Origin of the sequence: Rhizobium sp. 3T7 (genome assembly GCF_020166565.1) — a bacterium.
Lineage (GTDB): Bacteria > Pseudomonadota > Alphaproteobacteria > Rhizobiales > Rhizobiaceae > Rhizobium.
The window spans coordinates 84,813-108,451 of sequence record NZ_JAIQXS010000009.1 but is presented as its reverse complement, the minus strand read 5'-3'; the positions used below and the strand labels follow the sequence as shown (position 1 = coordinate 108,451).

At 60.7% G+C, this 23,639-nt stretch carries 21 protein-coding genes, 1 other RNA gene and 1 pseudogene; 11 read left to right on the top strand and 12 right to left on the bottom strand.

Annotated features, from left to right (window positions below; all coding sequences use genetic code 11):
- The first annotated feature begins 2 nt into the window (after positions 1 to 2).
- Complete coding sequence (locus K9B32_RS15155; protein WP_007802524.1) at positions 3 to 1,034, top strand: peptidoglycan -binding protein; 1,032 nt, start codon at positions 3 to 5, stop codon at positions 1,032 to 1,034.
- A 168-nt stretch (positions 1,035 to 1,202) separates the two neighbouring features.
- Positions 1,203 to 2,843, top strand: coding sequence for an FAD-binding dehydrogenase (locus tag K9B32_RS15150; protein ID WP_224563435.1), 1,641 nt, complete (start codon positions 1,203 to 1,205; stop codon positions 2,841 to 2,843).
- A gap of 31 nt (positions 2,844 to 2,874) precedes the next feature.
- Here the strand turns inward: K9B32_RS15150 and K9B32_RS15145 are convergent, their stop codons facing one another.
- A complete protein-coding gene (locus K9B32_RS15145) occupies positions 2,875 to 3,063 on the bottom strand; it encodes a YegP family protein (RefSeq protein ID WP_224563434.1) in 189 nt (62 codons plus the stop codon).
- A gap of 560 nt (positions 3,064 to 3,623) precedes the next feature.
- A complete protein-coding gene (locus K9B32_RS15140; RefSeq protein WP_224563432.1) occupies positions 3,624 to 5,426 on the bottom strand; it encodes an ABC transporter transmembrane domain-containing protein in 1,803 nt (600 codons plus the stop codon).
- 192 nt (positions 5,427 to 5,618) lie between these two features.
- On the opposite strand from K9B32_RS15140, the gene rpmE reads away from it, so the two are divergent.
- Both rpmE and K9B32_RS15130 read left to right on the top strand, forming a co-directional pair.
- A complete protein-coding gene (rpmE, locus tag K9B32_RS15135; protein WP_007527409.1) occupies positions 5,619 to 5,840 on the top strand; it encodes a 50S ribosomal protein L31 in 222 nt (73 codons plus the stop codon).
- 195 nt (positions 5,841 to 6,035) lie between these two features.
- Positions 6,036 to 6,481, top strand: a pseudogene (locus tag K9B32_RS15130) (transposase); the annotation flags it as partial.
- Between the two features lie 155 nt (positions 6,482 to 6,636).
- Here K9B32_RS15130 and K9B32_RS15125 read toward each other — a convergent pair.
- The 3 genes from K9B32_RS15125 to K9B32_RS15115 form a co-directional block, all read right to left on the bottom strand.
- Positions 6,637 to 7,152 (bottom strand): DUF1465 family protein, encoded by a 516-nt coding sequence (locus K9B32_RS15125; RefSeq protein WP_224563431.1) that lies wholly within the window; start codon positions 7,150 to 7,152, stop codon positions 6,637 to 6,639.
- A gap of 376 nt (positions 7,153 to 7,528) precedes the next feature.
- Positions 7,529 to 7,720 (bottom strand): DUF1192 domain-containing protein, encoded by a 192-nt coding sequence (locus K9B32_RS15120; RefSeq protein ID WP_224563430.1) that lies wholly within the window; start codon positions 7,718 to 7,720, stop codon positions 7,529 to 7,531.
- A 22-nt stretch (positions 7,721 to 7,742) separates the two neighbouring features.
- Positions 7,743 to 9,023 carry an MFS transporter gene (locus K9B32_RS15115; RefSeq protein ID WP_224563429.1) on the bottom strand — a complete coding sequence of 427 codons (1,281 nt, stop codon included), beginning with the start codon at positions 9,021 to 9,023 and terminating at the stop codon, positions 7,743 to 7,745.
- A gap of 172 nt (positions 9,024 to 9,195) precedes the next feature.
- Here K9B32_RS15115 and K9B32_RS15110 point away from each other — a divergent pair, with 172 nt between their 5' ends.
- Positions 9,196 to 9,360: a hypothetical protein gene (locus K9B32_RS15110; protein WP_007802544.1), complete on the top strand. Its 165-nt coding sequence runs from the start codon at positions 9,196 to 9,198 to the stop codon at positions 9,358 to 9,360.
- Here K9B32_RS15110 and K9B32_RS15105 read toward each other — a convergent pair.
- The 5 genes from K9B32_RS15105 to K9B32_RS15085 form a co-directional block, all read right to left on the bottom strand.
- Positions 9,357 to 10,274 (bottom strand): PhzF family phenazine biosynthesis protein, encoded by a 918-nt coding sequence (locus tag K9B32_RS15105; protein ID WP_224563428.1) that lies wholly within the window; start codon positions 10,272 to 10,274, stop codon positions 9,357 to 9,359. The two genes, K9B32_RS15110 and K9B32_RS15105, sit on opposite strands and share 4 nt — an antisense overlap.
- A gap of 138 nt (positions 10,275 to 10,412) precedes the next feature.
- Positions 10,413 to 11,438: a class I fructose-bisphosphate aldolase gene (locus K9B32_RS15100; protein WP_224563427.1), complete on the bottom strand. Its 1,026-nt coding sequence runs from the start codon at positions 11,436 to 11,438 to the stop codon at positions 10,413 to 10,415.
- A 221-nt stretch (positions 11,439 to 11,659) separates the two neighbouring features.
- Positions 11,660 to 12,862, bottom strand: a complete 1,203-nt coding sequence (locus K9B32_RS15095; protein WP_224563426.1) for a phosphoglycerate kinase — start codon at positions 12,860 to 12,862, stop codon at positions 11,660 to 11,662.
- Between the two features lie 69 nt (positions 12,863 to 12,931).
- A complete protein-coding gene (locus K9B32_RS15090; RefSeq protein ID WP_132589220.1) occupies positions 12,932 to 14,782 on the bottom strand; it encodes a potassium/proton antiporter in 1,851 nt (616 codons plus the stop codon).
- Positions 14,783 to 15,141: 359 nt separating this feature from the next.
- Entirely contained in the window at positions 15,142 to 15,462 is a 321-nt protein-coding gene (locus tag K9B32_RS15085) for a hypothetical protein (RefSeq protein ID WP_224563424.1), read from the bottom strand.
- Between the two features lie 105 nt (positions 15,463 to 15,567).
- Here K9B32_RS15085 and K9B32_RS15080 point away from each other — a divergent pair, with 105 nt between their 5' ends.
- Positions 15,568 to 15,741 (top strand): hypothetical protein, encoded by a 174-nt coding sequence (locus K9B32_RS15080; RefSeq protein ID WP_224563421.1) that lies wholly within the window; start codon positions 15,568 to 15,570, stop codon positions 15,739 to 15,741.
- A 76-nt stretch (positions 15,742 to 15,817) separates the two neighbouring features.
- On the opposite strand, the gene gap is transcribed toward K9B32_RS15080, so the two are convergent.
- Together gap and tkt are read right to left on the bottom strand one after the other, a co-directional pair.
- Positions 15,818 to 16,828, bottom strand: coding sequence for a type I glyceraldehyde-3-phosphate dehydrogenase (gene gap / locus K9B32_RS15075; protein WP_224563418.1), 1,011 nt, complete (start codon positions 16,826 to 16,828; stop codon positions 15,818 to 15,820).
- Positions 16,829 to 16,982: 154 nt separating this feature from the next.
- Positions 16,983 to 18,962, bottom strand: a complete 1,980-nt coding sequence (gene tkt / locus K9B32_RS15070) for a transketolase (protein WP_224563415.1) — start codon at positions 18,960 to 18,962, stop codon at positions 16,983 to 16,985.
- A 335-nt stretch (positions 18,963 to 19,297) separates the two neighbouring features.
- Between tkt and K9B32_RS15065 the strand changes: the two genes are divergently transcribed.
- The 5 genes from K9B32_RS15065 to K9B32_RS15045 all read left to right on the top strand — a co-directional run bounded on the left by K9B32_RS15065 (position 19,298) and on the right by K9B32_RS15045 (position 23,567).
- Entirely contained in the window at positions 19,298 to 19,573 is a 276-nt protein-coding gene (locus tag K9B32_RS15065; protein ID WP_024315384.1) for a DUF4164 domain-containing protein, read from the top strand.
- 13 nt (positions 19,574 to 19,586) lie between these two features.
- Positions 19,587 to 19,964 carry a cell division protein ZapA gene (locus tag K9B32_RS15060; RefSeq protein ID WP_224563412.1) on the top strand — a complete coding sequence of 126 codons (378 nt, stop codon included), beginning with the start codon at positions 19,587 to 19,589 and terminating at the stop codon, positions 19,962 to 19,964.
- Positions 19,965 to 20,023: 59 nt separating this feature from the next.
- Positions 20,024 to 20,182, top strand: a non-coding RNA gene (gene ssrS, locus K9B32_RS15055) — 6S RNA.
- 128 nt (positions 20,183 to 20,310) lie between these two features.
- Positions 20,311 to 21,330: a phosphogluconate dehydrogenase (NAD(+)-dependent, decarboxylating) gene (gene gnd, locus K9B32_RS15050; protein WP_224563411.1), complete on the top strand. Its 1,020-nt coding sequence runs from the start codon at positions 20,311 to 20,313 to the stop codon at positions 21,328 to 21,330.
- A gap of 107 nt (positions 21,331 to 21,437) precedes the next feature.
- Positions 21,438 to 23,567: a mechanosensitive ion channel family protein gene (locus tag K9B32_RS15045; RefSeq protein ID WP_411969710.1), complete on the top strand. Its 2,130-nt coding sequence runs from the start codon at positions 21,438 to 21,440 to the stop codon at positions 23,565 to 23,567.
- Positions 23,568 to 23,639: the final 72 nt, after the last annotated feature.

Sequence of the window (23,639 nt, the reverse complement as noted above, 5' to 3'; positions counted from 1 at the left end):
CCATGGCTCTCGCCCGCAATCGTCGCCCCCAACGCGCGGTGGACTACTGGCCAGGATTTGTCGATGCGCTGTCGACGCTGCTGATCTCCATCATGTTCGTCCTGACCGTCTTCGTCGTCGGTCAGTACATCCTGAGCCGGGAAATTACGGGCCGGGATGAGGTGCTCAACCGTCTGAACAGCCAGATCAACGAGCTGACGCAGCTTCTGGCCCTGGAGAAGGGAAGCAAGCAGGACCTCGAGGACAGCGTTGCCAATCTGCAGGCCTCCTTGGCGTCGGCTGAGAGTGAGCGATCGCGGCTGAAAGCGCTTCTTGATGCCGGCTCTGGGGGGCAGAGTGCGGCGCAGGCGCGGATCGGTAGCCTCACGAAGGAACTGGACGAACAGAAGCAGATGAGTGACCGGGCGATGAGCCAGGTCGAGCTATTGAACCAGCAGATCGCCGCATTGCGCAGCCAGATTGCTGCCGTGGAAGCCGCTCTGCAGGCCTCCGAGCAGAAGGATCAGACCTCGCAGACAAAGATCGCCGATCTGGGCCGTCGTCTGAACGTTGCGCTGGCGCAGCGCGTCCAGGAGCTCAACCGCTACCGGTCCGATTTCTTCGGGCGCCTGCGCGAAATCCTGTCCGATCGCGAGAACATCAGGATTGTCGGCGACCGCTTCGTCTTCCAGTCGGAAGTGCTGTTCCCCTCTGGCAGCGCGGATCTCAATCCAGATGGGCAGGGCGAGATGGCAAAGCTTGCGACGGCCCTTCTCGACGTTGCCAAGGAAATTCCGCCGGAGATCAACTGGGTCCTGCGTGTGGACGGCCATACGGATAACGTGCCGCTCACCGGCACCGGCAGGTATGGCGACAATTGGCAGCTGTCTTCAGCGCGCGCGATTTCGGTCGTCAAGTTCCTGATCTCGCGCGGTGTACCCGCCGACCGTCTCGTCGCCGCCGGCTTCGGCGAGTTCCAGCCGATCGCGCCGGGCGACACCCCGGAGGCGCGCGCCACGAACCGTCGAATCGAACTCAAGCTGACTGAGAAGTAGGCGTTCGGCCTGGCGCATCGTCAATGCCGTCAGTCTAGCCAGTATCCGAAAAGATCGGCGTCTCTCCGCGTCCGGTTGCCCGGTTGCAAAGAATGTCATCGAGGAAAAAGTGGCGTGGTCGCTGAGCGGGGCTCCGCGTAGGCTCGCGGAGATTTGGGGGAGAATGCTTTGATCGAATGCGATGTGCTGGTCATCGGCGCGGGTCTTGCCGGGCTTGTGGCGGCGGCGGAGGCGGCGGATCGCGGGCGGAAAGTCTGCATCGTCGAGCAGGAGGGCGAACAAAGCCTCGGTGGGCAGGCATTCTGGTCGCTGGGCGGACTGTTCTTCGTCGACAGCCCGGAACAGCGGCTGCTGGGCATCCGTGACACCCTTAGCCTTGCACGGCAGGACTGGATGGGGTCTGCGTCGTTCGACCGGCCGGAAGACTATTGGCCGCGTCGCTGGGCGCAGGCCTATCTCGAATTTGCCGCGGGTGAAAAGCGCTCATGGCTTTATCAGCAGGGAATGCGCTGGTTCCCCGTAGTCGGCTGGGCCGAGCGGGGAGGCGGCCTGGCGCACGGCCACGGAAATTCCGTGCCACGCTTCCATGTGACGTGGGGAACCGGGCCGGCTGTGCTTGCGCCATTCATTCGCCGTGTGCGCGAGGCGGAGGCGAAGGGACTTGTCACGCTTCTGTTCCGGCATCAGGTGGATGACCTTCTCGTGCAAGGCGGCATCGTCTGCGGCGCTCGTGGCACGGTCCTCCAGCCGGACGCTTCCGTTCGAGGGCGGGAGACGAACCGCATTTTTTCGGCACTTTTCGAGATAAGGGCCGACGCGACGATCGTCACGTCCGGAGGCATCGGTGGCAATCACGAGGCGGTGCGTAGGAGATGGCCGATCGATCGGCTCGGACGGCCCCCGGCTGATATGGTCGCGGGTGTGCCTGCCCATGTCGACGGACGCATGATCGAGATTACCGAGCGCGCGGGCGGGCGAGAGATCAATTCGGATCGGATGTGGCATTATACGGAGGGGTTGAAGAACTGGGATCCGATCTGGCGCAATCACGGCATACGTATCCTGCCCGGTCCGTCCTCCTTCTGGTGCGATGCCGATGGTAATCGCTTTGCCGCGCCTGCGATGCCCGGTTTCGATACGCTGGCAACGCTGAAGGCAATCTGCGCCACGGGGCATGACTACAGCTGGTTCATCCTGACCAAGGCAATCATCAAGAAGGAGTTTGCCCTTTCCGGCTCCGAGCAGAATCCGGATATCACGGGCAAGGATCTTCACCTGCTTCTCAAGCGATTGGGCAAGGAGCCGCCAGGTCCCGTTCAGGCCTTCATGGATAAGGGAGAGGATTTCATCGTTCGCGAGACGCTGGAAGCGCTTGTCGACGGCATGAACGGGTTGACGGGCGAAGGCCGCGTGGATGCAAGCCGTCTCAGGACGCAGATCGAGGCGCGCGACAGGGAGATCGCCAACGCCTTTTCGAAGGACGCGCAGGTTATCGCCATTCGCGGTGCTCGACGCTACCTTGGGGACCGGCTGATGCGTACGGCAAAGCCGCATCTGCTGCTTGACCCACGGGCCGGGCCATTGATTGCGGTGCGGTTGCATATCCTGACACGCAAGTCTTTAGGTGGTCTGGAGACGGACCTTTCCGCACGTGTGATTGGCCATAGTGGGGATCCGGTGCCGGGGCTCTATGCGGCGGGCGAGGTGGCCGGCTTTGGCGGTGGCGGCGTGCACGGTTATAACGCGCTCGAGGGAACATTCCTCGGCGGCTGCATCTTCTCCGGCAGGGTTGCCGGTCGGGCAGTGTAAAGGCGGCGCTTTTGGCGCCGCGTGATTTGGATCAGGCCTCAGCCTTCGTCGTGTCAACGACTTCTGCGCCGGGAGAATTCTTTTTGATGGATTCGATGGCGCTCAGCGCCGACGCCTTGGCCTTATAGCCTTCTGAGGCGAACATGGATTCACCATTCGGCGCCTTGAAACGGAAACGGAACTCGCCAGCCTTGTCCTTGTAAACTTCGAATTTATACATCGATTTTTCTCCCGGAATCAGGATGTTGTCCTATCTACAGGTGCAGCCTAGAACAAAAGACGCAACTATTCCATCGGGATATTTTTGCGCGTTACAACCAACACAAGCGAGGCCGCTCGCCGGGCGGAATGCGCCCGAAGTCGAACTCCCTAAGGCTTGAAGATCGAGAAGACCGACGAGAACGTGTTGATCAAGTATGGTGCGAGGGGAGTGGTCCTGTTGCAAGGGGGTGCCTGCGGCGTCAATGCGGGTTCCGGCCGCGTCGGCCTTCGTCAACTCGACTTTCTCGGACAACGCGTCGGCAAGCGACCAATCGCAGGCCTCCCGAAGCGCGCGATAGCAGCAGCATCGTTATGAGGACGGCCCAGGGGCCGAGCGCGATCAGCGTATCGGCAAAGTTTATCGAGTTCACCAGAGCCTCCCTCACAGCGCGGCGACGATAAAATCCGTCCATAAACCGAGTGTAATCTTCGCGTGTATAATGCAATATGCACGCAAAGATTACACGTCGATGCAACGGGCGGAGGCTGGCGGCGGAGGAGGAACGTGTAATCGGACGCTCACTTTACGGCGGCGAGAAAGTCTCCGGCGCCTGTCTCAAACTGCAGCTTGGCGAGCTTGGCATATATGCCGCCGTCTCGAATAAGGGTTTGATGTGTTCCCTCTTCGACGACGCGACCCTGATCCATCACGAGGATCCGGTCGGCCTTCAGCACGGTCGCGAGGCGATGGGCGATGACGAGGGTCGTGCGGCCGGTCATGAGCCCATCGAGGGCCTTTTGCACAAGGGTTTCACTTTCGGCGTCCAGCGCTGACGTCGCCTCGTCGAGGAGCAGCACCGGTGCGTTCTTCAGGATGGCACGGGCGATGGCGATACGCTGGCGCTGGCCGCCCGACAGGGTGATGCCGCGCTCGCCGACCTGTGTGTCGTATCCCTTGTCCAGGCGAGCAATGAATTCGTCGGCCTGGGCAGCGATTGCGGCGGCACGGACCTCTTCGCGGGTCGCCTCGGGGCGGCCGAAGGCGATGTTGTCGTGAATGGAGGCCGCAAAAATCGTGACATCCTGCGGCACGATCGCGAGGCGCTTGCGCAGCTCGTCGGGATTGGTGCTGTGTGCATCGACGCCGTCGATCATCACCGCGCCCTGCTGCGGATCGTAGAAGCGGAGCAGCAGCGAGAAGACCGTGCTCTTGCCGGCCCCGGAGGGGCCAACGATCGCCACGGTCTCGCCGGGGGAGACATTGAAGCTCAGGCCATGCAGAGCGGATCGTTCGGGACGCGAGGGATAGGCAAAGTGTACGTCGGTGAACAGGACGCGACCTTGCGCCGGAGCGGGCAGAGCAACCGGCGCGGTGGGCGCTGCAATCGGGGAGACTTCATCGAGCAGTTCCGTCAGCCTCTCGGCCGCACCAGCGGCTTGTGAAAGTTCGCCCCAAACTTCGGAGAGAGCGCCGAGAGAGCCGGCGGCGATGACGGCGTAGAGAAGGAACTGGCCGAGCGTGCCCGGTGAGAGCGTGCCGGCCAGGACGTTGTGGGCTCCAACCCAGAGAACGGCGACGACGCTGCCGAAGATAAGGGTGATGGCGATGCCCGTCAGCAGGGCGCGCGAGCGAATTGCGGCGCGGGCAGCGTCATAGGCGGTTTCGACGGCCGTCCCATAACGCGAGGCGGCGGCGTCCTCGCCGCCAAAGGCCTGGACGGTGCGGCTGGCGGCAATCGTTTCGTTGGCGAAAGCAGATGCGTCCGCCAGCGTATCCTGGGCAGAGCGCGAGCGCTTTCGGACCGAGCGACCGAAGCCGACGAGCGGAAAGACGATCAACGGAATCGCACCGATCACCAGGCTGGACAGCTTTGGCGAGGTAACGATCATCATGCCCATCGCACCGAGGCAGAGAATGAGGTTGCGCAAGGCGACGGAGGCGGTCGCGCCTACCGCCGACTTGATCTGCGTCGTGTCCGCTGTAAGGCGTGAGACGATCTCGCCCGACTGGTTGACGTCGAAGAAGGCAGGGGACAGCCGTGTCACGTGGCTGAAAACATCGCGGCGAAGGTCGGAGACCACACGTTCGCCGAGCGTGATAACGAAGTAGTAGCGAAGGGCGCTGGCAATCGCGAGCACGATCGCCATGATCATCAGCATGACAAAATAGCTGTTGATGAAGCTGCCGTCGGCCTGTGTGAAGCCATGGTCGATCATGCGGCGGACGGCGAGGGGCAGCGTGAGTGAGGTGACGGCGGCAAGCGCAAGTGAAGCGAGGGCGCCGGCGACCATGGCGCGGTAGCGCGCGACATAGGGCGTCAGCCGGCCGAGCGGCTTCAGCGATCTCGACTTCTTTTCTCCTGCTTGCCCTGCGTATGCCAATTCGTCTCCGATCGCCTACAACACCGCTCGTCCGCGGCTGATGGCTCTTGTTATCCTGCCGGCCTTCATGTATAGGCAGCCCATCCTAATGGGAAGCCGTAGCCTTTGCGTCTGCGGCTTCATTTATTCAATCGGTCCTCTTGTCGCAACGAGTATGCGCCAAATTGGACGTTGCATGGCAGGAAGATTGTTATGAAGGCAGATATCCATCCCGACTATCACACGATCAAGGTAGTCATGACCGACGGCACCGAATACGAAACCCGCTCGACCTGGGGTTCTGAAGGCGCAGTCATGAACCTCGAAATCGACTCCAAGTCGCATCCGGCATGGACTGGTGGCAACCAGCAGCTCATGGACCGTGGCGGCCGCGTTTCCAAGTTCAACAAGCGTTTCGGCGGCCTCGGCCTCTAATCGCTGCCACTTGGTGGAATTTGAAAAGCCCCGCTTCGGCGGGGTTTTTTGTGGAACCATGTGGCAAATGCCACCCAGCGGATTTCGAACATCCGCCAAGGCCGGTTTGCGTCGATACCGTTGGAAAAACTTGGCATTGCCGGTGCTTGAGACGCATGATTCACTCCTCTGAGTGATATGCAGGGGATCAGGCCAATGATGGGATGTCAGGCGGCTCGGGCGCGGCTCTTCTACGACTTCTGCCGCGATGATCACGTCCCTACAGGCCATCTGCTGCGCGGGATTGACCGCCATCTCGACCTCGACAGCGTCCGAGTACAGTTGAAGCCGTTCTACAGCAGCACAGGTCGTCCTTCGATTGACCCTGAGCTGATGATGTGGATGCTGATCATCGGCTATTGCATGAGTATCCGCTCGGAACGGCGGCTTTGCGATGAGGTCCACGTCAACCTCACCTATCGCTGGTTCTGTCGCCTTGGGCCAGACGGCAAGGTGCCGGGCCATTCCAGCTTCTCGAGAACCGTCATGGCCGGCTCCGGCAGAGCGACATCCTGCGGCATATGTTCGAGACGGTGGTGGAGCGTTGCCTAGCACAGGGTCTTGTCGGTGCTGAAGGCTTTGCGGTCGTCGTTGCGACAATTGTTACAGGACGTTTCAACGCTGCCATGAAGCACGGCGTCGGCAAGATTGGTTCCTTTTCCACCAGCAGCACGTAAAATCCGCTTGCTCGTTGTGGGCACAACAAAAAAACGGCTGCACGGATGCAGCCGTTTTCATGAATTCCGACTCAGGCGTTTCAGCTGTTGCCGAAGGCCGTTTGCAGCAGGCTCAGTTGGGCCTGAACGCTGTTCTGGTTATCGGGAACGATCGGTGCCTCGGCCGGGCGATAGATCTCGCGATCGAGCAGGGCGACGCGGTTCTGCAGGCGCAACGAGCGTTCGATCAGGTCGCGGAAGGATTCCGGCAGATCGCCCCAGCCCGGTGCGTTGCGATCGACGTTAAAGCCGTCGAGGCGAACCTTGTTCTTCTCCGCCAGAACCTGATCGCGCGACATCTCGCCATTGTTGACGGCTCGCTGCAGCAGCAGCCAGGAGGCCATCTGCATGAGGCGGGTGGTCAGGCGCATCGATTCTGCAGCATAGAGAACGGACGCCATGCGTGGCAGAACCTTCGAGGCGGCGCGGCCCTGGCCATCGAGATAGGCGGCGGTTTCTTCAACCAGCGACATGCCTTCCGAATACAGTGCCTTGAACTGCGAGGATGCGGCAGCGCGACCTGCAAAACTGATTGTGTTCAATCCAAGCTCTGACATTTAAACAGTCCCTGTTGCACGCATCTACTTATGGTCAGGTAACATCAGCCGAAGGGAAAAGGGTTCTCCGGCCGTTCTTTATGCTTTTAAGATGGTAGCTTTAGCGGAATTGCGCAAGGCGTTTCTTAAGAAAGGGTTAACTTCCACAGTTTCATGGAAATGGTCCCCAACGCAATAAAAAAGAAGAGCCGCAAAAGCGGCTCTCAAGGTAAAACAGGGAGAAAAATCAGACCAATTCACCGCATGGAAAACTGTCTGAGATCCAGAGAAGATCTGGATGAGTACAGTAATACCTTATAAAGCTTAATGGCAGCTTAAACCTGTCCCGGATTAACACTTTTCGAGCGCTAGATTGCTGTAATAGCCCGCTGGCGAATTACGAGCGGAAGAGGCTTTCTGCCGCCGATCTTGTCGATGTCTTGCTGGCGGCCTCGGCTTCGATTCTCACGATCTCGGCTTTGAGCAGCTCGACGCGCGCTCGCAACTCGTCGACCGATAGGGTGGAGAGGTCGCAACCGATCTCGTGCGCAACCTTCTTCTGCGGCCGGTCGTCGTCGATAAAGCTCATATGTAATCCTCCCTTGTCTGCCTCAGCTATATTTTAGGGCAGGATCGCCAGTTTCGGGAGTCTTGCTAGGTCCGGGGTTGGCAAGCGACATACTTTCGGGTGTCAGCGTTTGCGATGTGGCCGTCGGAATGGTCGTGTAGGCGTCGCGGTCGCCGACCGGAACGGCGGCACGCATGCGGCTGCGAATGATGGCATAGGCGGTGATCAGTACATGGGCGACCGCCGTCACCAGGAAGAGGGCGTGCGGGTTGATCATCGACATGACCGGGCCGCCGATGGTCGGGCCGATGATGGTGCCGATGCCGTAAAGGAGCAGCAGTCCGCCTGATACCTTCACGAAGTCCTCGGCGGAAGCATAGTCGTTGGCGTGTGCAACGGCGATTGGATAGAGCGTGTTGGCGACGGCGCCGTAGAGCACCACGAGACCGATGATGAAGTAGGGCGAGGAGGGCTGCAGGATCGCCAGCAGCAGGCCAGCGAGAGCAGCAATGGCAGACATTGCCGCAAGTACGTGGCGGCGGTCGATGCGATCGGAGAGGCGACCTGCCGGCAACTGCATCAGGGCACCGGCGAAAATGGTGGCACTCATCATGATGGCGATGCTGGTATCGGAAAGGCCGGAGCCTGCGCCGAAGACCGCGCCAAGCGTACCATAGGCACCGTTGGCGATGCCGACGAGGAGAATGCCAAGGCAGGAGACGGGGGAGTTGCGGTAGAGGGCCGGCAGATCGAGCTTCACGGCCTTCAGCGGCTGCGGCGAAGCGGCGGTGGAGAGCGTCGTCGGAAGCATCGCGATGCAGTAGAAGATGCCGCAGATCATGAACAGGACAGGCGTGCGCACATCTTCCAGCGGGATCATCATCTGGCCCGCCACGACGCCGAAGAGCGTGATGGCGATATAGAGCGAGAAGATCGCGCCGCGGCTCTCGTTGGTGGCGCGCTCGTTCAGCCAGCTCTCGATGATCATCGACGTGCCGGCGGTCGCAAAGCCGGTGACGGCGCGCAACAGCACCCACCAGACCGGGTGGATGATGATGCCGCTGACGAGCGCGATAATTGCGATGATGGCAATGAAACCCGAAAAGGCGCGGACGTGGCCGACACGGCGCACCAGCTTCGGCGCGACGAGGCAGCCGATGACGAAGCCGGCGGCCCAGGATGTGCCGAGCAGGCCGAGAGTCGTCGTCGCATAGCCTTCCAGGTTGCCGCGCACAGGAAGCAGGATGCCCTGCAACCCGTTGCCCATGAAGAGAAAGAGCGTCCCGAAGAGAAGCGAGGCGACGGACAGCAGATTTCTTTTCATATAACCAGACTCTATGCGTTGAATGTCAAAGGTCATATGGCGACACGCAGTGTCGCCCAGCCTCGAGAAGATTGATTGTGCCCCCAAATGCCTTTACGGCATGAATAAATGCAGTCGTGACGCGAAAAAATGTCCGTCCTGTGACATTCAGAAAAGATGGAAAAATAAAGACATGACGAAGCTGATCGCGCTGCTGCTCATCCTGGCGATGGCGATTCAGCTGATCAAGCCGCTGGGTGTTCCCGGGCTGCGACGACGCATGGATTTCTGGAAGATCGCGTTGATTGCCTTCGCCATCTGGGCGGTGGCGCTGATCGGGCGCGATCTTTTCGTCTAATACAAGACTTCGCCGCGCATGGCGGGCGTGCAGCTGCCCGAGATCGTCACGTCTGTAACAATGCCGTTCTTCTTGATGACATCGATACCGATGCTGCTGCGGCGTCCCATCTCGACGCCTTGCTCTATGGTCAGCGAAACGTTCATGTTCGCATCCGGCTCGAGCGAAACGAGATAGGCGCCAAGTGCCGCCGAGGCGCTGCCGGTCGCCGGATCCTCCGGCACGTTATCGAGCGGCGCAAACATCCGTGCGCGGATCGTCCATGGTTCTTCTTGAGAGCGAACGTAGACGAACAGCGAGAAGTCGTGGTTGCCTTCGACCGTCGGTCTGGCTGCATCCTGAAAATATGCAAGGTTTGGGCGGGCGCGGCCGAGGGCGGCAAGATCTGCAAGTTCGGCAACGACGAAGCTCAGACCTACCGATACGACAACCGGTCGATGCTTTGCTAAGCGGATATCCTGTGGCTCCATCGCGATGCAGCGGGCAACTGTCTGCTCAGGTATCGCGTTGCCGATGGCGAGCCGCTTCGGTGCGCGAATGGATGCCGACAGCACCTCATTGCCGCTGCGTTTCAAATCGACTTCGACGAGGCCGGCCTTCTCTTCGAAGCGCAGGCTATCGCCGACCGGTCGCCCGAAGACCTGGCCCTGCTGGCCGAGCACATAGGCTGTTCCGACGTTCGGATGGCCCGCAAAGGGAACCTCCATGGTGGGCGTGAAGATGCGGACACGGGCGGTGTTTGCCGCATCTTCCGGCGGCAGCACGAAGGTCACCTCCGAATAGCCGAACTCGGCGGCGATGTTCTGCATGTCAGTATCGGTCAGCCCGCGTGCATCCGTCATCACAGCTAGCGGGTTGCCCTCGAAGCGGGTGGAGGTGAAGACATCGACGGTCGTGAAGGCAACGGTTTTCATTGTGGCTCCAAACTGGCTGATGCCACGATCTCTACCGACGATCCGCCAGCTGAAGAAGAAGAAAACTTGTCGCGGTTACAATGGAAAAACCGGCCGCCTTGGCGACCGGTCTCTTCTCTTTCATCAGCGAGAACAGGCTTACGCGGCCTGCTCAAGGTCCTTCTTCCAGCTGCCCTTGGCGGCGAGGCTGTTCATCTCGGCGCGATGGGCAAAGGCGCGCTGGCCGGCGGCGACGTTTTCCGGCTTGCCGCCCCAGGCCTTCAGAGCCGTATCCTGCAGCGCGCGGCCGTAGGAGAAGGTGACAGCCCACGGCAGGTCGTAGCCGGAGTTGATTGCCGAAAGATGCGCCGTCGCTTCTTCGCTGGACTGGCCGCCGGAGAGGAAGGCAATGCCAGGGACGGCGGACGGAACGGTGCGCTTCAGCACCTCGACCGTGCGCTGGGCGACCTCGGCTACGGATGCCTTGCGAGCGTTCTTGCCATCAATGACCATGTTCGGCTTCAGGATCATGCCTTCGAGGCTGACGCGGGCGTCGGCCAGCTCTTCGAAGACAGTGCGCAGCGTCCACTCCGTGACTTCGGCGCAGCGATCAATGTTATGGTCGCCCGGCTTGCCGTCCATCAGGCATTCCGGCTCGACGATCGGCACGATGTTGGCCTGCTGGCACAGTGCTGCGTAGCGGGCGAGCGCGTGGGCGTTGGCCTTCATGGAGCCCCAGGTCGGAAGCGTGGAGGAGATTGCGATCACGCCGCGCCACTTGGCGAAGCGGGCGCCTGCTTCATGGTACTTCGCCAGGCGGTCCGCCAGGCCGTCGAGGCCTTCGGTGATGGTTTCGCCCGGATAAGCCGCCATCGCCTTTGCGCCAATATCGACCTTGATGCCGGGAATGCTGTCAGCCGCGCGGATGATATCGACGAAGGGCGTGCCGTCCGCTGCCTTCTGGTGGAGGGTCTCTTCGTAAAGGATCACGCCGGAAATATACTGACGCATCGCGTCGTCCGTGCGGAACAGCATTTCGCGGTAGTCGCGACGGCTCGTTTCCGTCGATTCAAGTCCGATCGTATCGAACCGCTTACCGATCGTGGCTGTCGATTCATCTGCTGCAAGCAGCCCGCGGCCACCAGCTACCATACGCACGGCAATGTCTTCCAAACGTTCGCTCATATCGTTCTCTCCACAGCAAAAAAAATCGTCAACCGGTAGATATAGGTCGCGGATAACAGAAGTTTATGGGTGGGAAAACGGCGGCAAAATTGTTTGAAACGTTTGAATTTTTTTTAATCGTTTGAAAGTTTGAGCTTTTGTATTCGTTGTGAGCAAAAGACCGCGGCGCTTTCGCGCCGCGGTCTATCTACATGTAAAATTTGTTAAATCTGCTTGTGCTGTTACTTGGCTTTGGCCAGGACGGCAACGCCGGGAAGCACTTTGCCCTCCATCCATTCGAGGAAGGCGCCGCCTGCAGTCGACACATAGCTGAAATCGTCGGCAACGCCGGCATGGTTCAGAGCCGAGACCGTATCGCCGCCGCCGGCAACCGAGGTAAGCTTGCCGGCCTTGGTGCGCTCGGCAGCATATTTCGCTGCCGCAACTGTTGCCTTGTCGAACGGTTCGATTTCGAAAGCGCCGAGCGGGCCGTTCCAGACAAGCGTATTAGCGCGCTCGATCCAGGCCTTGACCGCCTCGATTGATTTTGGGCCGACGTCAAGCACCATCGCATCACTTGGGATTGCATCGATCGCGACCGTTTCATTGGCGGCGTTTGCTTTGAATTCGCGGGCAACGACGCCGTCTTCGGGAAGAATGATGGCGCAGCCGGCCGTGGCCGCTTCGATCATGATCTGCTTTGCGGTCTCTGCAAGATCATGCTCGCAGAGCGACTTGCCGACATTGGTACCACGCGCGGCAATGAAGGTGTTCGCCATGCCGCCACCGATTACCAGTGCATCGACCTTCTTCACGAGGTTCATCAAGAGGTCGATCTTGGTCGAGACCTTGGCGCCGCCGACGATGGCGACGACAGGACGGGCCGGGTTGCCGAGACCGCTTTCCAACGCCTCAAGCTCGGCCTGCATCGTGCGGCCGGCATGGGCAGGAAGATGATGCGCGAGACCTTCCGTCGAGGCGTGCGCGCGGTGGGCGGCGGAGAACGCATCGTTGACGTAGATATCCCCATTTGCCGCAAGCGCCTTCACGAAGTCCGGGTCGTTCTTTTCCTCGCCCTTGTGGAAGCGGGTGTTCTCGAGAAGCAGGATGTCGCCGTTCTTCATCGATGCGACCGCGGCCGCCGCTGCATCGCCGATGACGTCGCTTGCGGTGGACACGGGGCGATCAAGCACCTCTTCGACCGACGGAGCGATCAGTGACAGCGAGAGGTCCGGCGACGGGCCGTCCTTGGGGCGACCGAAATGCGCGAGCAGGATGACCTTGGCGCCCTTCTGCGAGAGTTCCAAGATCGTCGGGGCAACGCGTTCGATGCGCGTGGTGTCGGTCACTTTGCCGTCTTTGACCGGAACATTGAGGTCAACGCGAACGAGGATACGCTTGCCGGCAATGTCGTTGAGGTCGTCGAGGGTCTTGAAGGAAGGCATGTAAAAGTCCGTTCGTTATTGCCCAAAGATGCGGGGACCATAGCAAGGATGACCGCAGACGCAAGGCGGTCATTGCGGGTTTTCATCGGCCCTGGCTGATGTCGCAGCGGCGGCTGCTTCCCGGTTCCTGCGACCCTTGAGACGGTCGCGGATACGGTCGATGATGTCGTGGAGATTGAGGAAGATCGGCAAGGCGGTGGCAGGCTCCAGAGCCTCGAGCGACATGCCGACCGAGGTAATGTGATCCTGGTCGTCGAGGTCGCGGACGATGAGGATGATGGAGCCGAGGCGCACCCGGTCGGCATAGTCGGCTTTGCCGCCCAGACGGTGTTTCATCAGCTCGGCGATCGTCAGGCCCTTCTCGGATTCGTTCAGCAGGCCGGGGCCATAGGCGGCGTCGAGATCGGCGGCCGGCCGGGCCGGAGACAGCGCGAAGGCACCGAAGAAATCGGCATCGTCCTCCTCGACCGGCGCACGGCTGGCAAAGAGCTTGTCGAGAAGCCGCGAATAGGAAGGAACGACGAAGAGATAGACGAGATCATTCTCGCGCAACCGGCCGGCATATTGGTAGCGCATTGACTTGCCGTCGCGGATGACGAGCGATGGCGTTGCCCAGCGCGGGATGCGCTCGCCGCGCAGCACCGGGCTGTCCTTGACGACGCGGTAGGATAGAAGCTCGTGGTTTGCTGCGCCAGGCAGATCGACTTCCACCTTGTCGACGGCCCCCATGCGCGGCGGGATGATGAGCCCAAGCTTCTTGGCGACGGGCTTGATCGTCCAGCCCTGCACCAGAAGCGAGACGAGCACGATGATGAAGGCGGTATTGAAATAGACCGGACCATTCTCCAGGCCGCCGAGAATAGGCATGATGGCGAGCAGGATCGAAACAGCACCGCGCAGACCGACCCAGGCGACAAAGCCGATCTCCTGCTGCGTGTAGTCGAAAGGCAGCAGCGAGAGCCAGATGGCGAGCGGGCGCGCGATGAAGATCAGGAACAGGGCGAGCAGCACGGCGGGGATGGCGATCGCCGGAAACTGCGATGGGGTCGCCAGCAGGCCGAGGACGAGGAACATGATGATCTGGGCAAGCCAGGTCATGCCATCCTGGAAGCGCTTGATGGAGGCATAGCCCTGCAGCTTGCGATTGCCCGCGTAGATGCCGGCGACATAGACAGCGAGGAAGCCGCTACCGCCGACCGCGCCGGTAGCCGAGAAGACCAGCAGCGCCAGGGCCAGCACGAAGATCGGGGTCAGGCCACGATCGGTTTCCAGCTGGCTGACGATTAGCGATATCATCATGCCGCCGAGCAGGCCGAGAATCACGCCGAGGCCCATTTGCTGCACGAACATGGCGAGCATGCCGATGTTGATGCCGTGGTAGCGTTCGCCGCTGGCCAGAATCTCGACGAGGGCGATGGTCAGGAAGATCGCCATCGGGTCGTTGGTTCCTGATTCCACTTCCAGCGTCGAGCGGACCTTGTCGCGAATGTTGATGCCGCCGATGCGCAGCAGGAAGAAGACGGCGGCTGCGTCGGTCGAGGCGACGATGGAGCCAAGCAGCAGGCCTTCTAGCCAAGTGAAATTCAGCAGCCACATGGCTGCGACGCCAATGAGTGCCGCCGTCATCAGGACGCCGACCGAGGCGAGCGTCAAAGAGGGCACCGCGGCAAGCTTGAAGGCTTGCACCGGCGTTCCGAAGCCGGAGTCGAACAAGATGACAGCAAGCGCGATGGAGCCGAGGATATAGGCGAGATAATTGTTGGTGAACTCGATGCCGAGGCCATCCGTTCCCGCAAGCAGGCCGATCGCCAGAAAGAGCAGGAGCAGGGGAGCGCCGAAGCGGAAGGCGAGCAGGCTGGAGAATGCGGCCAGAAGCACGAGCGTCGTCGATACCAGTACGACGATGTAGAACGCTTCCATGCCTGTCCCCTTACCCACAATTCAATGCAGACCGCCCCCGGTCCCGCAGCCCATTCCTGATCGCCCTTTCGTGGTCACTCAAGCCCGCTATGAGTAAACGGCAAAACAAACAGGATGGGTAGGCCTTGCGGTCAAACCCGTGCTGTTTTGCGGCTTCATGCTGCTGTTTTGGCGTGCCGGACGGCAAACCCGGATGAGCGCTCACGAAGGAGCTATGAATCGAGTGTATGAGCAAATCGGGCGATAGCAGGGCAGAAGCCGCGCTCTAGCGCTTTTCCTCGCAATCAGTGATGGCCACAAGAGCCGCGCCGGGCTTCAGCAGGCGCTTCTAGTGCGCTCGCTTATCTGATCGCTACGGCTCAGGCGTCGTCGCCCTCATCATCCCGGTCTTCGGTGATGTCGGAAATCGGGACCAGAAAGACGACAAATTCATCGTCGATGGTGCGCTCCGGATCGTCGTCGAACTCGTAGGCGTGTTCGACTTCGCTTGCCTCTTCGGCCGTCGCCTTGCGCAGCGTGAGCGTGGTGGTCCCATCCCAAACCGGCTTGCCCTTCGATTGCAGGACCGTCAGGTCCTCGCGAAAATCCTCGGCCTCGAAGAAATTCTTGGCATCATCGGCATTCTCGGAGCGAAAACTCGCGATCGCTTGTCCGCCGATCTCGATCGTAAAGTAGTCCATCAAATTCTCTTTCGCCTCTGTGCAGTCTGCCTTTGGTCGACAGTACGGTGATCGGCCGGGCCGCGCCAGTCCTATCGTTCTCGGGGAGCGGATTATCGAGGCCCCATGACGCGTGTGGACGCCATCAGCGGCTGCCCTTCGGCGATCTGCTTCGAACTGCGCCCGCCAACGACGCTCAAGCTCAACACGCTCGCGACCATAAGGAAAACGATGATCGTCATGAGAATTTTCACGGGTAAATCCGCCAGCCATTCATCCGGCATTTTCTTGTGGCTATGACGCTAGTCAGTTTGGCGCCAAAAGAAAAGCGGCCCGGTTACCCGAGCCGCTTTCGACGATTTATCTCGCGACGCTCTTAGATGAGCTTTGCGAAAGCAACGGCGGTGTCGGACATGCGGCTGGAGAAGCCCCACTCGTTGTCGTACCAGGACAGGACACGCACGAAGTTGCCTTCCATGACCTTCGTCTGATCAGTTGCGAAGATCGAGGAGTGGCTGTCGTGGTTGAAGTCGCGGGAAACGAGCGGCTCGTCGGTGTAGCCGAGGATGCCCTTGAGCTTGCCGTTTGCGGCAGCCTTGATCGCTTCGTTGATTTCGCCGACGGTCGTTGCCTTCTTGGCGACGAACTTGAAGTCGACGACCGAGACGTTCGGGGTCGGAACGCGGATCGAGGTGCCGTCGAGCTTGCCCTTCAGATGCGGCAGGACGAGGCCAACGGCCTTCGCAGCGCCCGTCGACGTCGGGATCATCGACAGGGCCGCAGCGCGGGCGCGATAAAGATCCTTGTGCATCGTGTCGAGCGTCGGCTGGTCGCCGGTGTAGGAGTGGATGGTGGTCATGAAGCCGTGGTCGATGCCGACGGCGTCATCGAGAACCTTCACGACCGGCACGAGGCAATTCGTCGTGCAGGACGCGTTGGAGATGACCAGGTGGTCCTTGGTCAGCTGGTCGTGGTTGACGCCGAAAACGACGGTCAGGTCGGCACCGTCGGCAGGAGCCGAGACGATGACGCGCTTGGCGCCGGCCGCCAGGTGGAGGGCCGCCTTGTCGCGAGCGGTAAAGATGCCGGTGCACTCCATCGCGATGTCGACGCCGAGTTCCTTGTGCGGCAGCGTTGCCGGGTCCTTGATCGCCGTCACCTTGATCGGCTTGCCACCGCCTACGGTGATCGTGTCGCCCTCAACCCTTACCTCGGCCGGGAACTTGCCGTGGATGGAGTCGTAGCGCAGCAGGTGGGCGTTGGTCTCGACCGGGCCGAGGTCGTTGATGGCAACGACTTCGATGTCGGTGCGGCCGGACTCAACGATAGCGCGGAGAACGTTACGGCCGATGCGGCCGAAGCCGTTGATGGCAACCTTTACAGTCATGTGCATTCACTCCCTAGAGATGGGGCTTGCGGATTGAGATGGAGAGCGCCTGAGCGCTCCCCTATAGCGCTGCGCGCATATGACGCGCAATGGACGCTATAGTACTTGGAAACTGCGCATAATCCTTTCTTCAAATCGGAACCGATTTGAAGGGTTATGCGCTGAGTTTTGCTTCTGCGGCAGCGACCACGGCGTCCGCGGTGATGCCGAAATGCTTGAAGACTTCCTTGGCCGGGCCGGACGCGCCGAAGCCCTTCATGCCGACGAAAGTGCCTTCCGGCCCGATGAAGGCATCCCAGCCTTCGCGGACGGCAGCTTCGACGGCGATCTTGACCGGCGAGTTGCCGATGACTTCCTTGCGGTAAGCGACCGGCTGCTCGAAGAACAGTTCCGTGCAGGGGACTGAGACGACACGGACGCTGACGCCCTTGGCTTCGAGCGTTGCACGGGCGGCAACGGCGAGCTCAACCTCGGAGCCCGAAGCGAAGATCGTCACCTTTGCGTCGGCCTTGCCGGCGAGCGTGTAGGCGCCCAGTTCGCAAAGATTCTTCTCGCTATACTCGGTGCGCACCGTCGTCAGGTTCTGGCGGGTGAGTGCGAGTGCGGACGGATGGTTCTTCGCCTTGATGGCTATCTGCCAGCACTCAGCCGTTTCGGTGGCGTCGGCCGGGCGGAAGACCTGCAGGTTCGGAACCGCGCGCAGGCCGGCGATCTGTTCGACCGGCTGGTGGGTCGGGCCGTCTTCGCCGACGCCGATCGAGTCATGCGTCAGGACGTGTACCACGCGGATGCCCATGAGAGCTGCCAGACGGATCGGCGGGCGGCAATAGTCCGAGAAGATCAGGAAACCGCCACCATACGGAATGAGACCGCCATGCAGCGCGATGCCGTTCATGGCCGAAGCCATGCCGTGCTCGCGGATGCCCCAGTGCATGTAGCGACCGGCAAAATCCGTCGGCGTGATCGAATGCATCTGGCTGGTCTTGGTGTTGTTCGACGGCGTCAGGTCGGCCGAGCCGCCAAGCGTTTCCGGCAGGAAGCCGTTGATGACCTCAAGCGCGTCTTCCGAGGCCTTGCGGGTGGCGATCGTCGGCTTGGTTTCGACGAGCTTCTTCTTGTAGGCGCTGATAGCTGCATCGAAGCCTTCCGGCAGGTCGCCGGCGAAGCGGCGGCTGAACTCAGCCTTGTGCGCGGACTTGGCGAGCCCGTCTTCCCACGACTTTACGAGGTCAACAGAACGGCTGCCGGCAGCGCGCCATGCATCGAGAACGTCGGAGGGAACGACGAAGGGCTCGTATTCCCAGTTCAGCGCCTCGCGGGTGGCTGCGATTTCTTCGGCGCCGAGCGGGTTGCCGTGGACCTTGTGGGTGCCCTGTTTGTTCGGGGCGCCGAAGCCGATGATCGTCTTGCAGGCGATGAAGGTCGGACGGTCGGACTTGTGGGCGGCTTCGATGGCGGCGGCGATGGCAGCCTGGTCGTGACCGTCGATCTCGATCGTGTTCCAGTGGACGGCCTTGAACCGGGCAATCTGGTCGGTCGAGTCCGACAGCGAGACGGCGCCGTCGATGGTGATCGAGTTGTTATCCCAGAAGAGAACGAGCTTGTTCAGCTTCAGGTGGCCGGCGAGCGCGATCGCTTCATGGCTGATGCCTTCCATCAGGCAGCCGTCACCGCAGATGGCGTAGGTGTAATGGTCCTGAAGCTCAGAGCCGAATTCATCGCGTAGCTTGCGCTCGGCGATCGCCATGCCAACGGCGTTTGCAATGCCCTGGCCGAGCGGGCCGGTGGTCGTTTCGATGCCGGTCGCGTGGCCGTATTCCGGATGGCCGGCGGTCTTGGAGCCGATCTGACGGAACTGCTTCAGGTCCTCGATCGTCATGTCGGGGTAGCCGGTCAAATAGAGCAGCGAATAGAGCAGCATCGAGCCGTGGCCGGCCGACAGTACGAAGCGGTCACGGTTCGGCCAATGCGGCTTCGTCGGGTCAAACCGCAGATACTTGGTAAACAGAATCGTCGCCACGTCGGCCATGCCCATCGGCATGCCGGGATGCCCGGAATTGGCCTTTTCGACTGCATCCATGGCGAGGAAACGGATTGCATTTGCCATCCGGTCGTTTTGTTCAAGGGAGGTCATGGCTATTCCACGGGTTCCGGTGTCGGGGGATGGCCTCAAGCCTGTGGAGACCATCAATGAGAGCGGGTGACACATAGCAGTTGGAACGGCCAAGTCAACAAATGGAAGGCCCTCCAAAGGCCTCTCCAATCGATTTTAGACATTTGACCATCAGTTTTTACAAAAGTTGAATGGTGGCGCCGCCGGTAGTTTGATTTTCGTCATCCACAGAATAGGTCGGCAGCCGCGGCGCCGGCTTTATTGACGCACCGTTGGCGAGGTGCGTATCCTTTTGGAAATGCTCGATCGGTCTCGGGCGCCGATTCGCGGGTCTTGTGCGGGGAACCGGAAGAGACATGACGCCTACAGGCAAAATCATGGAAGCAGCACTCAACGAGCTGCGGCAAGCAATCTCGGGGCTCGAGAACGCAGTTGAGATGCGTATCGAGCACCAACGAGAACAAGGCGAGATCGAAGGCGAGGTTCGCCGTATTCATGCCGATCGCTCGAAGCTTGCCCAGGAGCTGGACCAGGCCGAGTTCCGCGCGAACCGGCTCGAGGAAGTCAATCGCGAGGTCTCGCGGCGGCTGGTAACGGCCATGGAGACGATCCGCGCGGTTCTGGACCGATAGAAAGGCGCGGCACATGGCGCAGGTAACTGTAACGATCGACGGCAAGGCCTATCGCATGGCCTGCGAGGAAGGGCAGGAAGACCACCTGACAGACCTCGCGACTCGCTTCGACAACTATGTCGGCCATCTCAAGGGCCAATTCGGCGAAATCGGCGACCTTCGCATTACCGTGATGGCAGGCATCATGGTCATGGACGAAATTTCGGAGCTGAACCGCCGCGTCGCGGATCTCGAATCCGAACTGGGCACCCTGCGCAACACCAGCGACACTGTGTTGGCAGCGAATGCCCGCACTGAAGAGAGTCTTGCAGCGGCGCTTGGAGAGGTGACGAGCCGTATCCGCGGCATTACCGACAAGCTGAACGGCAGGACGCCCGCCGAGCTCAATTAAATAAGGGTGGCCTCCCGGGCCCTCTGGCGCGCCGCGGAAATCGGCCTTATATATCGGGATGCGGTCTGCGCCTCTCGACAGGAACCACAATCCCTGGGGCCATACTCGATCCAAAGGGAGCTGTCCCTGACCAGGCTCGTGGGCCTGGACACACGGTGCCCACCTACGTTTGTAGGCGCCCAGGATCGTAAACATCCATCGGTTGCCGTGGATCGCACTTTCCTATCTACCTCCTTTCGTGCTGTGCTGCTGGCGCAACGCAGATGTGACGCACACTTCACTTGCTTGCAGCGATCCGAATGCTAATTTCCGGAATTATATCGATTTAATTTCCAGGAGATTTCAGATGCAGCTTGGCATGGTTGGTTTGGGCCGCATGGGCAACTACATGGTCCAGCGATTGATGCGCGATGGCCATGAATGCGTCGTCTACGACGCCAAGCCGGAAAGCGTTGCCGATCTCGTCGGCAAGGGGGCCCTTGGCAGTGCCTCTCTTGAAGAGTTCGTCTCGAAGCTGACGCGGCCACGCGCTGTCTGGCTGATGTTGCCGGCAGCCATCACCGATAAGGTCATTGCCCAGCTTCTGCCGCTGCTGCACGACGATGACATCATCATCGACGGCGGCAACTCATACTATCATGACGATATCCGGCGTGGTGCCGAACTGATCACCAAGGGCATCCACTATGTTGATGTTGGTACCAGTGGCGGTGTCTTCGGCCTGGAACGCGGCTATTGCCTGATGATCGGTGGCGAGAAAGGGATCGTCCAGTCTCTGTCGCCGATTTTTGCGTCTCTGGCGCCAGGGCAGGGGGACATCGCTCCTTCCGCGGGTCGCAGCGCGCATCCGGAAAGCACTGCGGAGCAGGGCTATCTTCATTGCGGTCCGCACGGCGCCGGGCACTTCGTCAAGATGGTGCACAATGGCATCGAGTATGGCCTAATGGCCGCCTATGCCGAGGGGCTGAATATCCTGAAGCATGCCAATGTCGGTGCGGTCACGCACGAGGTCGACGCCGAAACCGCACCTTTGGCGCATCCCGAATACTATCGCTACGATCTCAATTTGCCTGATATTGCCGAAGTGTGGCGCCGCGGCAGCGTCATTACGTCGTGGCTGCTCGATCTGACGGCCGACGCGCTGCATGCGGATCCCGTCCTCACGAAGTATACGGGCCGCGTTTCCGATTCCGGCGAGGGCCGCTGGACGATCATGGCTGCGATCGATGAAAGTGTGCCGACGCCGGTACTGAGCGCCGCGCTCCACGGCCGCTTCTCGTCGCGCGACAATGACGAGTTCGCCAACAAGGTGCTCTCGGCGATGCGTGCGGGCTTCGGCGGCCACGTCGAGAAGCCAAAGGCATAGAGCCGCGATCCCTTGCTGGTAATCAAGCCCGCGCAGCGTCATCTGCGCGGGCTTTTCTTTCATACAGCACGATATATTGTTGAAAGATCGTATCGGGGGCAAGGAAGATGGGTTTCGCAATTGGCGCACGTGGGATGTTGCAGCGGCTGATATTGGCGGTGTTCGTGCTTGCCGTCGCGGGGGCTGCCGTTGCCCAAACTGCCACTCCTCCTTCGGCTCCCCCCGCAACCACCGCTGCTCAAGCACCGGCGGAAGTTCGGCAGATGCTCGAGCTGATGCAAACGCCGCAGGTGAAAGAGTGGATGGCGACCCAAATGAAGGCGGCGCCGACTCCCACCCAGACAGAAGCTGGCGAAATGTCGGCGCTCTCGGAACTCGTCGATCACGCCCGCCGCCATGTCGAAATGGTCTCCGATGCCGCAATGGAGCTTCCCGGTGAAGTCGAGTCCGCTTCTGATATCGTCGAGCGTGAGGTTGCGCCGACCGGTTGGGTGCTGATAACGACGAAGGTCATTGCCCTCTTTCTGACCGGAGCGGTTGTCGAGCTGCTGTTCCGTCTGATCGTGCCGAAACCGCGAATCCGACGGACCGACGACGAAGTCGTCACCGTTGCCCATCACGCGACAACAAACCTGCTTTATCGCATTGTCCCGGCAATCGTCTTTTCCATGGCGACGTTGGTACCTTTGCTTGCTTTCAACTGGCCGCCGATCACCCGATCCATGGCCATCGCGATTGCGATCGCGCTCGTGGTCGCCCGCTTTACCGTCGCGTTCGGACGGCTCCTAGTCGCCCTTGCCACCTTGCCGCGCGCGGATGGCGAGCGCCAGATTTCGCGAGCCCAGGCCCTTTTCTGGTTCCGGCATTGCGCGCTCTTCGTGATTTACTTCGCGTTCGGCTGGGCGGCGATCCAATTGATGGTGCCGCTTGGCTTTTCCGAAGGCGCGCGCTACTTCGTCGCCTACATCCTCGGTATCGGGCTGTTTGCCATCGCGGTCGAGGCAGTCTGGTCCCGCCCAGTTGAGGAGGGACAGCATCGTAGCATCAGCGTGTCCTGGGGACTGACGCTCTATTTCGCTCTGCTCTGGATTCTCTGGGTTTCGGGGTTCAACCTACTGCTGTGGCTTGGGATTTATGCCGTGCTTTTGCCGCGCGCACTTTCCGTCGCAACGCTGGCGGTTCGTTCCTTGCATCAGGCGGAGGCAGGCTTTCTCGCCGGGCGCCGGATCGCTACCGTGCTGCTCGACCGCGGTGTACGCGCGCTCATCATCACAGCTGCAGCCTTCTGGTTCGGTCGCATGATCGGGCTCGTGGCGGACCGGATGGCGGCGGGAGAGACCATGATCGACCGCCTTGCCCGTGGTGCGATCGGCGGCATCGTCATCCTGCTGGCTGCCGATTTGTTGTGGCACCTGGCGCGTGCCTACATCAACGGCAAGCTCGATGACTCTCGTATCGAAGGCGCGATGACGGACGAGGAGAGGGCCAGCCGCGCCCGCCTGCAAACCTTGTTACCGATTTTCCGCAATATTCTCGCCGTCGTTATCGCGGTTATTGCTGTTCTCATGGTGCTCTCGGGCTTGGGGGTCCAGATCGGCCCGCTGATTGCGGGCGCCGGCGTGGTCGGCGTTGCCGTCGGTTTCGGGGCGCAGACCATCGTGAAGGACGTCATCAGCGGCATGTTCTATCTTTGGGACGATGCCTTTCGCGTCGGCGAATACATCGAGAGCGGCAGCCACAAGGGCGTCGTCGAGGCCTTCAGCCTGCGTTCGGTGCGGCTGCGGCATCACCGTGGGCCGCTGACGACGGTGCCCTTCGGCGAACTCGGCGCGGTCAAGAACCTCAACCGTGACTGGACCATCGACAAGATCACCCTCAACGTGACCTACGACACCGACCTTGTGAAGGCGAAGAAGGTGATCAAGCAGATCGGGCAGCAGTTGCTGGATAATCCCGATTACAGCCCGCACATCATCGAAACACTGAAGATGAAGGGCGTTGAACAGTTCGGCGAGTTTGCGATCGTCATCCGGCTGGCAATGATGACCAAGCCCGGCGAACAGTTCGTCATCCGCCGCAATGCGTTGGCCATGATCCGCAATGCCTTCAAGGAAAACGGCATCGAATTTGCTGTGCCGACGGTGCAGGTTTCCAGCGAGGGGCACGACGCTGAGGCACACGCGGCCGCCGCCCGCCATCTTTCGCAACGCCCAAGCTCGGATGAGCCTGCAGTGTAACGTCCGACGTCCTTGCTGTCGGATCAAGCCGACCTCGCGCAATCCTCTTATTGCCGCCCCGGCCGTGTCAAC